At 67.6% G+C, this 12,983-nt stretch carries 10 protein-coding genes and 2 pseudogenes; 5 read left to right on the top strand and 7 right to left on the bottom strand.

Annotated elements, in window-relative coordinates:
- Window positions 1–284 precede the first annotated feature (284 nt).
- Both ACFZDK_RS54930 and ACFZDK_RS54935 read right to left on the bottom strand, forming a co-directional pair.
- Window positions 285–1,317 (bottom strand): annotated as a pseudogene (locus ACFZDK_RS54930) (transposase); the annotation flags it as partial.
- A gap of 167 nt (window positions 1,318–1,484) precedes the next feature.
- Window positions 1,485–2,507 carry an LD-carboxypeptidase gene (locus tag ACFZDK_RS54935; protein WP_390986737.1) on the bottom strand — a complete coding sequence of 341 codons (1,023 nt, stop codon included), beginning with the start codon at window positions 2,505–2,507 and terminating at the stop codon, window positions 1,485–1,487.
- 328 nt (window positions 2,508–2,835) lie between these two features.
- Between ACFZDK_RS54935 and ACFZDK_RS54940 the strand changes: the two genes are divergently transcribed.
- The gene (locus ACFZDK_RS54940) at window positions 2,836–3,669 is read left to right on the top strand and encodes a hypothetical protein (protein WP_390986739.1); all 834 of its coding nucleotides are present in this window, start codon (window positions 2,836–2,838) and stop codon (window positions 3,667–3,669) included.
- A gap of 637 nt (window positions 3,670–4,306) precedes the next feature.
- On the top strand, window positions 4,307–4,786 hold the full coding sequence (locus tag ACFZDK_RS54945) for a hypothetical protein (RefSeq protein WP_390986741.1): 480 nt from the start codon (window positions 4,307–4,309) through the stop codon (window positions 4,784–4,786).
- Between the two features lie 58 nt (window positions 4,787–4,844).
- Here ACFZDK_RS54945 and ACFZDK_RS54950 read toward each other — a convergent pair whose 3' ends face one another.
- On the bottom strand, window positions 4,845–5,315 hold the full coding sequence (locus tag ACFZDK_RS54950) for a hypothetical protein (RefSeq protein ID WP_390986744.1): 471 nt from the start codon (window positions 5,313–5,315) through the stop codon (window positions 4,845–4,847).
- Here ACFZDK_RS54950 and ACFZDK_RS54955 point away from each other — a divergent pair.
- Complete coding sequence (locus ACFZDK_RS54955; RefSeq protein WP_390986755.1) at window positions 5,262–5,750, top strand: hypothetical protein; 489 nt, start codon at window positions 5,262–5,264, stop codon at window positions 5,748–5,750. The two genes, ACFZDK_RS54950 and ACFZDK_RS54955, sit on opposite strands and share 54 nt — an antisense overlap.
- On the opposite strand, the gene ACFZDK_RS54960 is transcribed toward ACFZDK_RS54955, so the two are convergent.
- Both ACFZDK_RS54960 and ACFZDK_RS54965 read right to left on the bottom strand, forming a co-directional pair.
- On the bottom strand, window positions 5,661–6,017 hold the full coding sequence (locus ACFZDK_RS54960) for a transposase (RefSeq protein WP_390986746.1): 357 nt from the start codon (window positions 6,015–6,017) through the stop codon (window positions 5,661–5,663). The two genes, ACFZDK_RS54955 and ACFZDK_RS54960, sit on opposite strands and share 90 nt — an antisense overlap.
- 89 nt (window positions 6,018–6,106) lie before the next feature.
- Window positions 6,107–7,393: a glycoside hydrolase family 6 protein gene (locus ACFZDK_RS54965; protein WP_390986748.1), complete on the bottom strand. Its 1,287-nt coding sequence runs from the start codon at window positions 7,391–7,393 to the stop codon at window positions 6,107–6,109.
- 443 nt (window positions 7,394–7,836) lie between these two features.
- On the opposite strand from ACFZDK_RS54965, the gene ACFZDK_RS54970 reads away from it, so the two are divergent.
- Complete coding sequence (locus ACFZDK_RS54970; protein ID WP_293996268.1) at window positions 7,837–8,565, top strand: glycoside hydrolase family 16 protein; 729 nt, start codon at window positions 7,837–7,839, stop codon at window positions 8,563–8,565.
- 68 nt (window positions 8,566–8,633) lie between these two features.
- Here the strand turns inward: ACFZDK_RS54970 and ACFZDK_RS54975 are convergent, their stop codons facing one another.
- A complete protein-coding gene (locus ACFZDK_RS54975) occupies window positions 8,634–9,647 on the bottom strand; it encodes a LacI family DNA-binding transcriptional regulator (protein ID WP_123978895.1) in 1,014 nt (337 codons plus the stop codon).
- Window positions 9,648–10,210: 563 nt separating this feature from the next.
- On the opposite strand from ACFZDK_RS54975, the pseudogene ACFZDK_RS54980 reads away from it, so the two are divergent.
- Window positions 10,211–10,948, top strand: a pseudogene (locus ACFZDK_RS54980) (transposase domain-containing protein); the annotation flags it as partial.
- 269 nt (window positions 10,949–11,217) lie between these two features.
- Here the strand turns inward: ACFZDK_RS54980 and ACFZDK_RS54985 are convergent.
- Window positions 11,218–12,123: an IS5 family transposase gene (locus ACFZDK_RS54985; protein ID WP_390986752.1), complete on the bottom strand. Its 906-nt coding sequence runs from the start codon at window positions 12,121–12,123 to the stop codon at window positions 11,218–11,220.
- Window positions 12,124–12,983 lie beyond the last annotated feature (860 nt).

Genomic DNA, 12,983 nt, shown 5'->3' on the forward strand with positions numbered 1-12,983 from the left:
CCGCTGCCTGCCCCTACACCTCCGCGATCACGCCCCGCACACGAAGAAGTCCCTGTTCATCGAACAGGGACTCCCTTTGCCACAACGCACTGAGAACCTGCTCCGCCTCCCAGGCCTACTACCGACGCAAGCGCGACGAGGGGAAGGGACACAAGCAGGTCGTGCTCGCTCTGGCCCGTCGACGAGCCAACGCCTTATGTGCCATGCTCCGCGACGGAGAGTGTTATCAAGCGTTACCACGCGTTACTGCCGCGGCTTGACATCGTCATTGGGAAGTTCTTTATCTACCAAGATCTACCGGGTCTGCCGATGGCCTTGAGGGTCTCAGGGCGTTTGACGGTCTTGCTCACGTCGTAGCGGGGTGCGGGACGGCGGTTCTTGGTCCCCGGCGGCCGTCCGGGACCGGTTCCACGTGGTTGGGGAACACGGGCCGGGCAGAGCAGGTGAGCGCGGATGTTCCTGAACCCCCGGCGGACCCGGGCGGGCGTGAGCCGGTCGGGTGCGGCGGTTTTCTCCCAAGGGCGGCGGGGATCTTCGGCGAGTGGACGGGCGAGCCGGAGCTGGGTGTGAGCGACGATCAGGATCCAGGTCCAGCAGTCCGCGGCTTTGGGGGGCACGGAGTTTGGGTGTGGTCCAGCCGAGGGTCTGCTTCGCGAATCGGAAGGTGTGCTCCAGATCGAAGCGGCGGAGAAAAGCCTGCCAGGAACGGTCCACGTCGTCCGGGGTCACGCCGGTCTTCGAGGACCATAACCACACCGGCGGAGCGTCTCGCTCCTTCGACAGGTGCTCGACCTTCAGCCGGATCAACCTTCCCTCGACCAGGGGTAGTTCACCGTCGTGGTCGAGCCAGGACGAGCGGTGGGTGAGCCATGGGTGGACCCGGTCCCACGCCTGGGTCTCGGCCTTGCCGTAGTTGGTGGTGTCGGTGACGGTGGTGATCGCGGGCTCTGGCCAGGTCTCCGGCATGCTAAAGCGGAATTCCGGGCCGTGCTTGGGCGGCCGGCCGTTGACGCCGTGCATCCGCGGTGATTTCGGCAGACGCATGACGCGGTCGGAGCGGACTCGGCCGACCATCTCGACGGGCAAGTTGCGCAGGACCCACGCCAGGCGAGTGACGTCGTAGTCGGCGTCACTGGCGATCACAATATGCGGGTCCTTGGCCTGCCACTGGCCCGCGGCGATGAGCCGTTCGACGACACCCCGCAGCTGGGCGGCAGTGACCGCGGTCGCGTCGTCCGCCGGGCCGAGCCGGACCGCGTCCAGGATCGCGGTCCAGGATGTGGCCCCCGGCTCCAGCACGGCCACGAAGGAGTAGGGCCTGGCTGTGTTGGTTTCTGAGGGAGCCGTTTCGACGTGACTTCGGGAGTCGTTTTGCGGCGAGTATCAAGATCGATCTCAGTCGCTTTTGATGTGAGAAGCCGGTCTTCTCGCTCTCCGGTCCACCGCGTCTGGCCTGAGGCCGTCGGCTTACTCATGCGCGTTGTTCAGCCGACCGGTCCCGTCATCGCGTGCGGCCGTACTGCCGGTTCGAGCAGAGACAACGTCCGCTCCTCTGCATCGAGGGCGGCACGGATACCGACCGGCATCGGCAGATTCGGGCCTGCGTGTCCGACCTCGACGTTGCCCAGGACTGGGATGTCGCGGTCACCGAGGACGTCGAGGACGATCTCGGCCAGGGTCGGGGAGCCGTCGGGCGAGTCGAGTCCGTCGATCGCCTCCGGAACGCCCACGACCATGCCGGAGATCCGATCGAGAATGCCGCTGTGCCGCAGTATCTGCAGATAGCTCCACACGTACGTTGCCTGGCCGCCCAGCTCCTCCCAGAACAGCACCGCGCCGTCGAAGCATTCGAGCGGCAGCGCGAAAGGCGTCGCCTGCGCCAGCACGATGCGATTGATGACCCCGCCGATCAGCGGACCTTCCGCCCGCCCGGGACGCCAGCAGTCCCACGACGGACCGGCGGGCAGCGCACCGATCGGCTTCGTGCCGGTCAGCAGCGTCGAGTACAGCTTCCCCAGCTCCTCCCGGCGGGCCGCGGAAGCTCTCTGCCAGTGCCCTCCGAAGCCGGGCGTAGCCAGGTCGGCGTGGAAGCCGACCAGACCGGTGCGCGCGTAGAGCACCAGGTGCAGCAGTGAGATGTCGCTGTAGCCGAGGATCGGCTTGGGGTCGGCCCTGACCGCGTCGAAGTCGATCAGGTCCAGGTATCCGAACACCGTCTGGCCACCGTCGTGCGCGACGATCGCGCGCACCTCGGGATCACGTAGCAGACCGTTGAACTCCTTGGCGATCTCGTCCGGCCGCGCCGCGCTCCACCAGCGGTGCCGTCCGGCTTCGAGGAGCGGCGCGAGGCGCACCCGGAATCCCATCTGTTCGAGCTCGGCCACTGCCCGTTGGAGGTCGGGTGCGTATTGGGCATGGAGCGGCCCGGACAGTGCCGCGACGACGACGAGGCCTCCGGGCTCCAGGGCGCGAGGGCGCAGCAGTTGTGACGGTGCAGTATGGGTCACCGAGGCAGTGTTCCGACACCCGTAACGACACGCTAGTCATTTACCGATCGGGCACCAGATGGCGCCTCCTGTGCGGCGCCCGGGCAGCTGGCGTGGGTCTGTTCGGCCAGGGCTTTGGTGTGGGCGAGGCGGTAGGACTCGGTGCCAGTAACGCGGGCGAGGCAGCCAGGCCGTTCGCGTCATCCCCACAGCAAGGAACCTGCGCTGACGCGGTCGTGTGGAGCGCGATGTCGACAGCCCCGGCCGGGGAGGTGGGAGGTGGGTGTGTCCCGTTAGAGTCATCGACAGCAGAACTCACAACCGAATCACAGCAATTGGGTGGGGACTCATGAAGCTGAAGTACACCGCTGCTTGGGTGGGGTTCACGGCGGCGGCAACTGTCGCCGTGTCCGCGTGCGGGTCCGGCGGGGTGAAGACGGCCACCTCGGCCGTGGACAACGCGGACAAGATCATGGCGGTGCTCTCACACGCGACCGACCGGACCGACAAGCTCGGCTCAGCGCAGGTCAGGGTGAGCACCGACACCGGCACAGGCACCCCGGTCACCATGAACGGCACGTTCTCCTGGGGAGACGGCCTGGCCATGGACGTCCGGATGGACACCAAGGCCGCGAACATGCAGGCGCTCCAGCACAGTGCGACGATCCGGACCCTGTTCGTGAAGGGCGCCTACTACTACAACGTCGACGCCCAGCCCTCTGGCCCGCTCAGGGGCAAGGAGTGGATGAAGGTCGACGCGTCGGCGCTCTTCGGGGACAAGGGCGCCCAGGCCTTCAGCGGGAGCAGCGGCGGCAACCCGGCGGCCACGCTGAAGTACCTCAAATACGCGAGCGACGTGAAGGACCTCGGCAAGGAGACGGTCGACGGGCAGAGCACGGCCCACTACCGGGCCGTCGTCGACCAGGCGCAGCTGGGGAAGTACAAGGACGCCTACGGCAGTGACGGCATGAACGCGCTGACCGGCGGCGCCGACTCGGTGACGATGGACGTGTGGATCGGCTCCAAGGACCTGCCGGTCCGCCTGACGGAGCGGTTCGGCAAGGCGACCGTGACCATGGACTTCGACAAGTTCGGCGCCACTGCCCCGGTGAAGGCGCCGCCGGCCGCGCAGACCGCCGACCTCACCAAGGCGATCAAGGACGCCCGGAAGAAGCAGAGCTGACCTGGGACATCCGGACTGGCGGAAGGCGGCGGCACGCTCGCGCCCTGCTGAACGCCGCGACGGCCATTCCCCAGGATGCGAAGGCCCTTTCGGGGGACAGGAGCTGGAGACGGTGCTGGCCAACGCCGGCGACGTCGAGAGCGCTGCCCGCGTAGTCGAGCAGGCGCAGGCGCGGCGGGCGAGCTAGCGACCCGCCGCGCCTGCGCTTCGGTCGGCGCCGCCCTGCATTGCGACGTGAAGCTGAGGCGGTCCGGGCACCCGCGGTCCTCCCGAGTCGGGCTGCCTGCTCCAGGCTGCGCGCTCGGACTCCTCTCCTGGATCCCGCGATGCGCCGCAGAGCCCTGCGGTACCGTCCCCGAGTGCAAGGGCGTGGCGGGAAGCCGGGTTCTCGGGGGGTGCTGCTCCATGACGTGGTGGCAGGCGTGCCTGTGGGGTGCGCTCGGCGCCGGGCTGGTGGAGGCCAGGGAGATGCTGCAGCTGTACCGAGTGCAAGGCCATTTCCCATGGGTGAAGTGTCCAGGGTGGCCGAAGGTCATCGCGGAGCGACGCAATGCCGAGTGTCAGTTTCTAGAGGTCAGCATCCGCCTCTTCCCGAAAGGAAGGCCGCCTGGGCAGGGCCGTGGTCTCCTGAGTGGCTGTGGACGCCATCATCACAAGTGCTGTCGCCGTTGTGGGGACTCTCGCTGGAGCTCTGCTGACGCATCTCTTCCAGCTCAGGGTGGCCGAGCGCGGGGAACGAGCCAGCCGCTCAGCCCGCCTCCGGCAGGATCGGTTGGAGGCGTGCAGCGCGTTTGCCGCCGTGGCGACCAGACTGCGCCGTGCGGCGAACGACCGCTGGTTTCGTCGGCAGGAGAGCCCCGACGGACACGAGTCGTTCGAGGCCGCTGACGAGTTCTATGGCCTCCGATCTGCGGCTTGGGAGTCTTACTACCGGCTGAGAATGGTCACCGCGGACCCGGAGCTGAAACAACTCGCCGAAGCTGTGATCAACGGGGCTTCAGCGATAGTCGACGCCTGTGATCACGCCGATGTGCGTGCTTGTAGGGATCGGACCAGCGCATTGATCGAGGACTTCGTCCGGCGAGCTGGTGACCTGCTGGGTGCGCAGGAGTATTGAAACTCCCCCCGCAGTTGAACGGCGGACCGAGTGAGGCGACGAGCGACCCTGGTCGTTTTCAGAGATCCCCATCAATGGCCCGCACCGCCGACGGCTCGACGGCGGGCCCGGCCGCCAGGCGCTCGCCGAGCTGCCGCAGAGACAACGTCAAGCCCGCATCGGCGGCCACCGCTTCGGCCCGGGACGCCCACAACCCGGGCACACACACGGCGCCGGGTTGCCACACCTGCCAGGCGGCCTCCGCGAGCAGGCCGGCGACCTGGCTGATCGCCGCCTCCCAGCGGTCTCCCGCCTCCCGGTCGCCGAGGCGGGAGGCCGTCCACCGCGCCGTGCAGGCATCGTTGAGCACCGCCTCCAAGAAGCCCAGGAAGGCAAGCCAGCGATGCCAGGGCGCGGGAAGCCGGGCAGCGTCCTCGGCCAACGGCCGGGCGAAAGCCGCGTAAGCAGGCCGGCGCCGCTGCACCAGATCCCACCGGTGCGCGGCCGGAGGGCACCTGCCGGGCAGGTACATCGCCGCATCGGCCGCCACCCCTTCGGCACCGGCAACGCCGAGGCCGTCGCCTTCCGCGTCCTGAACGCCGACCCGGACCTCGGCGGCGTCCCCGACGACCTGCTCAGCCTGGTGACGGCGTGCCTGGCCAAGGAACCTGGCCGCCGGCCCTCATCCGCAGCCGTCGCGCAGCAGAGTGCCGAACTGCTCGGCGAGCAGGCGACCCAGGTCCTCGCCGATGTCCACGACCGGCCTACCGAAGTCCCGAACCTGATCGCCGAGCAGTGGCACCCCCCCCGGCTGTCGAAGACCCCGTCTGGCCCGCTCCAGCCCCGCGCCGTCCAGGCCGGCGGACCCGGATCGCTGCGGTGGCAGCCGCTGCATTCACCGTGGCCGCCGTCGGCACCTGGGGCGCACTGGCCCCGGACCACGGTGCCCAGGTCCAGCGACTTCGGTCGCTTCTTGCGCGCCTAGTACGCCGACTCCGACAGCCCCAGCACCCGGCAGGCGAACCTCGTTCGCCCGCCTCAACTCCGCGTTTACCCGGCGAAGTTGCCTCAGTTCTTCCTGCTCGGTGGTGGTCAGCCGGTCGTCGCGTTCACCGGTGTCCGCCTCGGCTTGGCGGACCCAGCCGCGCAGGGACTCCTTGTGGATGCCCAGGTCCTTCGCGACGTGCCCGATCGGATGACTGGTGGTGCGGACCTCGCGGACGGTTCGCTCGCGGAGCTCGTCCTGCTTCATGGACTCCACGAAACGGGGTGCAGCTCACCGCAGGTGGGTTATTGGGGGCCGACACCGGGGGAGCCGGGTTGGTGTGCCAAGCGGCGTGATCAGCGCGTGTGGTTGAAGGTCAGCGGAGGGTTGGCGTTGCCGGCGAGGGTGTGGGCGAAGTCCGGCCACCAGGCACCGGCGGGCGGATCCTCGACGCCGCCGTACTCGGGGTCTCCCGGTCCGGCCGTGCCGCGGTGGCAGGTGCCGTCGGACTGGCCGATGGTCTTCACGTACAGGTACGCCTCGGCCAAGGGGACGCCGGTTTGCGTCGTGGGGCGGTTGCCGACTCCGCGGCCCGGGGCGTTGCACCAGGGTTCGTCGTCGGTGTACTTGCCGGGCGGGGCGGTCCATGCACCCCGTCCGTTTCGGCTGGTGTCCAGGACGTAGTGGGTGAGCCGGTCGGTACGAGGTGTGCCGACGTTGCTGTCGTACCAGGCGTCGGTCCAGTGCCAGGTCGAAGGGTCGTCGAACTCGACCGCGTCGCCCGGGAGCCCGTCGTTGGGGGCAGCCGAGGAGTAGTACTGGCTGGCACACTGGTCGGCCCGCCCAGCGGGGTCAAGGGATTCCGTGGCGTACCAGACGCATTTGGACACCCATGTGCCATAGCGGTTGAGCTGGTCGGTCGGCTGGTAGTTCGAGATGTTGAGGGCGAATCCCTGCGCCTGCCGCAGGCCCGCGTCGATCAGCCGGCCGGTGATCTCACCGACGGGCTGCCACTTGCTGTTGCCGGCGTCCAGGTAGACGGAGGTCGCAGGGTCGGCTTCCAGGGTGCCGACGGCCGATCTGACCTCGGCGATACGGGCGGTGGTGAGCGAACCTGTCGGGTCGGTGTCCGGGCCGCAGTCCTTGGGGAGCAGCGCGAGTGAGTCCGGTTCGACGATGACGACGGCCTTGTAGGTGCCGATGGCTCTGGCGACAGCCTTCACCCAGGCGTCGTAGGCGGCCGAGTCGGCCGCGCCGCCGGCCGAATAGGAGCCGCAGTCCCGGCCAGGAACGTCGTACAGGACCAGCAGTGGGACGGAGCGGGTCGCCTTCGCGGCCTGGACTATGCCTCGGACGCGATCGCCGACTTGCTGGGGGGTTCCGTCGGTCAGCCAGACCGCCTCGGGCCAGCTGGCGAGTTCGGCCATGTTGCGCGCGTCGGCCAGATGGCCGGCCCGCAGGTCGGAGAGGGCCTGGTGAGCAGCTTCGCTGTGTGGATCGACGTAGAAGCGTGTACCGCTGCCCAGTGTTCGGCTCGGTGCTGGTCCGGGGGTGGCTTGTGCGCCGGGGGTGAGGCCTGTCACCACGAGAGCCGCCGCACAGGCCACGAGGGCCAGTCGGCGGAGCGCTCTGCCATTCATCATGGGGTGGAGTCTCCCTTTCAGTACGTAGGTGTGGGTGTGCCGGGCGACTGCACCGACGGAGCCTCGAATCTCACGGCTCTCCGCCATGCGGCGCACGGTTGGGAGCGCTTCCAGGTTGGTGATGATTGAGCGCACGAGAGCCCGTGTCAAGACTGAAGTGGATGATGTATACGGCTGCATGAGGAACGAAGGCGTGCGGTCGCGTCGTCTCACCTTTGCATTCACGCGCTGAACTCGGTGACCCGCAACGTCCGGCTCGGCACTGCCTTCAGTTCAATCGAGCTCGCTCAACGAAGCGATCGACCCGTTCTCGTTCAACAGTTGAAGTCGAAGCTATTGACAGGAAGTTACGGCGCTGTCATGTTCACCGTCATCGGAGCGAAGTGCCACCTTTGCTGGAAGCGCTTCCAAAATGCATCCACGGCCGAGCAATGGAGCTCACCATGCCAGCTGGTCTCTTCACGTCGGTTCGCAGCGCGGTCACGTTGGTGACGGCGTGCCTGCTGCTGCCCTTCTCCGCTCACCCGGCGCATGCCAGTTCCTGGGGGAGTCCCCAGACCGTCAACTCGTGGAATGTCATCAACGGGAGGTGGACCGCCAACAACGAGCTGGAGACGTACACGCCGAACTGCGTCTGGTACGACGGCGGCACCCTGATGATCAAGACATACAAGGCCGCCGACGGGACGTACTACTCGGGTCGCGTGGAGTCGAAGGCGCTCTACGGCTACGGCACCTACAGCTTCACCGCGAACATGCCCGACGGACGCGGGCTGCTCCCGGCGGTGTGGGCGGCCTACCTGAACCCGTGGCTGCCCGAGTTCGACGCCGCCGAGATCGTCGGCCAGAACAACCACACCGTGTACCAGACACTTCACGACCAGAACAACGGGCAGACTCAGTACTCGAAGAACAACTCCTCGGGGTGGACGAACGCGTTCCACACGTATTCGTTCACGTGGTGGCCCGACCACGTCGACTTCGCGGTGGACGGCACCATCACGGGCTCGAAGCCCTACACCACGCCCGCCGGGACCGGCATGCACTTCATCGTCGACACGGCGGTGGGAGGCGACTGGCCAGGCAATCCGGACAACTCGACCTGGGCAACGGCGGACGGCGCCCGCTACCTGAAGGTCTCCTCGATCACGTACACGCCGTACTACCCGTGACCTGACCGGCGGCCATCCTCCGGGATGGCCGCCGCCCGTGCGGGATCCCGCGAGGGTGGTCCGCACGGTCAGGCGCTGGAACGCACCACCAGATGAGACGGCAGCAGCAGGGGAGTGGGGTCTGCGCCCTCGATGACACCGACCAGCATGCGGGCCATCTCCCGTCCCAGGGCACGGATCGGCTGGTGAACGGTGGTCAGCGGCGGGTGTGCGATCTGCGCCACAGGGAGATCGTCGAAGCCCACGACCGCGACGTCGTGCGGAACCGAGCGGCCGCCTGCGCGCAGTGCACGCAGGGCCCCCGCCGCCATGTTGTCGTTCGCCGCGAACACTCCGTCCACGGCGGGATGTCTCTCGAGCAGCCTGGCCATGGCCAAGGCCCCGCTGGGCTCGTTGAAGTCCCCGGTCTCGGGGGCGTGCGGCCTCCTCCCGGCGAGCAGCAGCGCTTCCCGGTACCCCTGGTAGCGTGCACGGCCCACCTCCGTGTCCAGAGGCCCGCAGATGGTGGCGATGTCGGTGCGTCCGCCGGCGAGCAGATGCTCGGTAGCGCGCCGTGCGCCGGCGACGTTGTCTATGTCCACGTACCAGCGCGGGTCGGCGCCTCCGGGGCGTCCGCCGAAGACGACCGGCAGCTCCGTCTCCGCTGCCAGGTGTGCCAGGGGGTCGTCGGCGTGCAGCGCCATCATCATCACGCCGTCCACGCCTCGGGACCGCAGCAGGTCCCCGACCCGCTTTCGGGCCCGGTCGGAGGCGGCCAGGCAGAGCATGAGATGCAGGTCGGCCTCTTCGAGGACACTGGAGACTCCGGCGATGACCTGTCCGAAGAAGGGGTCCGCGAGCACTGAGGGATCGTGCTGCGAGATGACGAGAGCCGCTGCTCCCGCCTGGCGCGTGGCCAGCGCCCGGGCCTTGGGGTTCGGCACGTATCCAAGTTCCCGTACGGCCCGCTCTACCGCCTCGCGTTTGGCGCGGCTGACATGCGGAGCGTTGTTGAGTGCCCGGGACGCGACGGAGCGGGAGACCTCGGCGAGCGCGGCCACCTCGTCGAGCGTCGGCCGTCCCGACCGTGAGACCTCATTCATCACTTGCCCCTTCATGTCACCGCGTACGTGGAAGCCCTTCCATTCTTGTCTGCTCCGTCCTCCGACGCTTCTCTGCATGCATGGTCTCTACGCTACGAGGGGGTGCGCCACGAGGCGTTGTGATCCGCGTGCGGGTGTCAGACCCGCACCGTCGTTCCGTCGCAGCGGGACGGCAGAAGCAGGGGGCAGCTGGGTCCGGCGAGTCGGCCGGCTCTGGTGCAGAGCAGCCCCGACAACGACGGGACGCCCCGGAACTACCGGACGGTGCGGGTCCGGCAAGCGAGACGGGAAGGTGGACGCGAGGAACCAGCGGTGTAAGAGCGACCGGCAGTAGGCCCTGGAGAGCTGGGTAGGCAACAGCACGGGCAGGGGTCTGCGTGATCACGGAGCTGTTTACGCTCAGTGACCACGGCCGTGCCTTGTTGCCATCTTTCTTGCTCGACCCCTCTGGGACCGGTTTGCTGCGCTCCCATCCAACTGTGCGGGGGCGCACGGTGCATCGCCGATTACTCGCCGATGCCGGGCCCTAACTCTGGTATTTGGTGACGATGTCGCTGGTGCGCATGGCACGGACCTGGAGATGCTGCACGATCATCGAACGGTCACTTCCTCGATCACGCGCAGAACCGCACTGGGAGCCCGCAGCGGTGGGAGCTCATGAGGCAGCGGTTGCTGCAGGACCGTTCGCGCCTGGCCATCTGGGCGAGTTAACGCGGATCGTCCCGTTCGAGATGGTCGATGAGGTGCTGGCCGAGTCCGGCAGGACACAGCAGCGGATACGTGACCTTCCTTCACGCGTGGTGGTGTATCTGCTGCTGGCAGGCGCTCTCTTCCCCGGGATCGGCTGGCAGCAGGTGTGGCAGCGGCTGACGGCCGGGCTGGAAGGACTGCCGACAGCGACTCCGACGGCCGGCGCGCTGGCGCAGGCCCGCAGGCGGGTCGGGGCCGCGCCGCTGCACCGCTTGTTCGACCTGCTGCGCGGACCGGCCGCCGGAATCGGCACCGTGGGAGCGTGGTGGAGGGGTCTGCTCGTCTGCGCTGTCGACGGCACGCTGGTGGCGGTGCCCGACAGCCCGGCGAACCAGGCCGAGTTCGTCAGGCACCGCTGCAACAACGGCGGGGCGGGATACCCTTCGCTGCGTCTGCTGGTTCTGGTGTCCTGCGGCACCCGTACCGTTTTGGACGCGGTGTTCGGACCGACCACGAGCGGGGAGACGTTCTATGCCCCGAGCCTGGTCCGCAGCCTGCGCAAGGGCATGATCGTTCTCCTGGACCGGAACTTCGCCGTCCAGGCACTGGCCGAGGCGATCACCAAGACAAGCGCGCTGGGAAGAGCTCTACCTCCAGCAGGTCAAGGGTGTTCGACCGCCCGATCCGCTGATCGCGGATGTTCGGGCACTTGTGCAGTCCGACGGGACCATGGCCGCCATACGCCACCTGCGGAAGCAGGCCCCGCTGTTGGGCCCCCAACAGGCGAAGGCCTATGTCATGGCCGTCCGGGACGGAAACGAACCTCCAGAGAAACTGGTCAGCCTCACCCGGAAGCCGGTGACATGTCCTCCGCTGCCCATCACGACGCTGGCCGGCCCGATTCAGTAAGGGCCCGGCAAAGAGGACGGGGTCCTGACCGCGTTGCTGGTCCCCGCCGGGTGAGTCTGCGGACCATGATGCCGATCATCGCCCTGTGGATTATGGTCTCCGAGCGGGCCGGGCTGGTCTCGTAGTTCCGGGCGAGACGGCGGTGGGCGGTAAGCCACGAAAAGGTGCGCTCGATCGCCCATCGCTTGGATTGGACGTGGAATCCACGCTGCTCGGGGTCCTTCCGGACGATGTCCAACTCGCGGCCGAGGATGTGGGCGGTCCAGTCCACCAGGCGGCCGGCGAAACCCTGGTCCGCCCAGAACTTCTGGATCCCCGGGTGGTCGAGCCGGGCCCACAGCAGCGGGCGGCGGCCGCCGTCCCGGTCCTGAACACTCGCGGCGACCACATGGACCGCAATGAGCAACCCCAAGGTGTCAGTCACCAGGAACCGCTTGCGGCCCTTCACCTTCTTGCCAGCGTCGAAGCCCCTGGTTACCGCTGGGACGGTGTCGGCGGTGCGGACGGATTGCGAGTCGATCAGCCCGGCGCTCGGCTCGGCGTTACGCCCGTCGGCCCGGCGGACCTGTCCGCGCAAAGCGTCGTGAACGCGCTCGACGGTGCCGTCGTCATGCCACCAGGTGAAGTACCAGTACGTCGTCTGCCAGGGCGGGAAATCCTTCGGCAGCTGCCGCCAGGCGCACCCGGTCCGCACCACGTAGAAGATCGCATCCACCATCCGCCGCCGCGGGTGCTTCTCCCGACGTCCGCCCTTCGGCCCCACCCGCATCGGCGGCAGCAACGGCTCCACCAGAGCCCACTGTTCGTCCGTCAGATCCGACGGATACCCACCCCCAGAGCCACTCACGCAGAGCTCAACGAGCGTCCCAGCCCGCAGCTACGGCAGATCTCAAACGCGGTCTCAGGTGTTGTAGCTCTTCAGTTTCACTTTGCTTCCCAATTGCCTGTGATCTGCGCCGTCCACTGGTGTGTCTGCAGCATGGCCAGCGACTTCCGTCGCCTCCTTTTCGGAGGTTGTCGGCCGCTCGTCCGGGCTGGTCCCTGGCACCGTGCGCATCGACATCACGATGCGACCGAGTCAGGTGATGGAGGAGCGCGCCCTGCCCTTCTTCTCCGGCGGGGAGCCCCCTGCGTTCTCCGGCTGACCTTCTCATGGCGCGGCATTCGCCCACGGCAGACGAGAAATAACCCCGAAGGACTGGAACCTCCTCTGGGAATATGTCAACGTACAACGTCCCGGAAAATACCACGTCAGTGACGGGACTAAGGATTCCAGGCCGACCCGCATGTCGGTCATGACGGCGTCCGGCACCTCGCGCAGCTCGGCCTCATCGCGGAGGCCCCGACCCAAGGAGCACCCCTGTCGAATGCCGCTCTCCGATCGATCCGATTCAACGCCCCCATCTGCTCGACACTTGTCGCCCTCAACGTATGGACCACACCGGAGTGAGAGGATTGCGCCGCTGCTCCCCGGCGCTGTGCCTCTGTGTTTGTGCGACAGCGTTGGGAGCCGAGGACTTGCTGCATCGTATGGGATCGAGTGGTTCTCGCGCGCATGGCGACGCATCTGGAGCCCCACCCGAGCACATGATCCGAGCTGTCGCTGCTCCCGAGCGTGTCGTTGCATGCGATCTGGATCGGCTAAGAGGATGTCTCACGTGGCGAATTTTGCGAGTTTCTTGTAGCAGGTCAGGGCTGCGGCGAGGCCGAGGAAGGCGAGGAAGTGGCTGCCCTTAC

The sequence above is a fragment of the Streptomyces sp. NPDC007901 genome, assembly GCF_042959465.1.
GTDB lineage: Bacteria > Actinomycetota > Actinomycetes > Streptomycetales > Streptomycetaceae > Streptomyces.

Excerpts from the sequence above, each read along its gene's own strand:
- ACFZDK_RS54975 (WP_123978895.1), bottom strand. The coding sequence starts at position 9,647 with ATGAATGAGGTCTCACGGTCGGGACGGCCGACGCTCGACGAGGTGGCC.
- ACFZDK_RS54970 (WP_293996268.1), top strand. The coding sequence starts at position 7,837 with ATGCCAGCTGGTCTCTTCACGTCGGTTCGCAGCGCGGTCACGTTGGTG.
- ACFZDK_RS54940 (WP_390986739.1), top strand. The coding sequence starts at position 2,836 with ATGAAGCTGAAGTACACCGCTGCTTGGGTGGGGTTCACGGCGGCGGCA.
- ACFZDK_RS54960 (WP_390986746.1), bottom strand. The coding sequence starts at position 6,017 with ATGAAGCAGGACGAGCTCCGCGAGCGAACCGTCCGCGAGGTCCGCACC.
- ACFZDK_RS54965 (WP_390986748.1), bottom strand. The coding sequence starts at position 7,393 with ATGATGAATGGCAGAGCGCTCCGCCGACTGGCCCTCGTGGCCTGTGCG.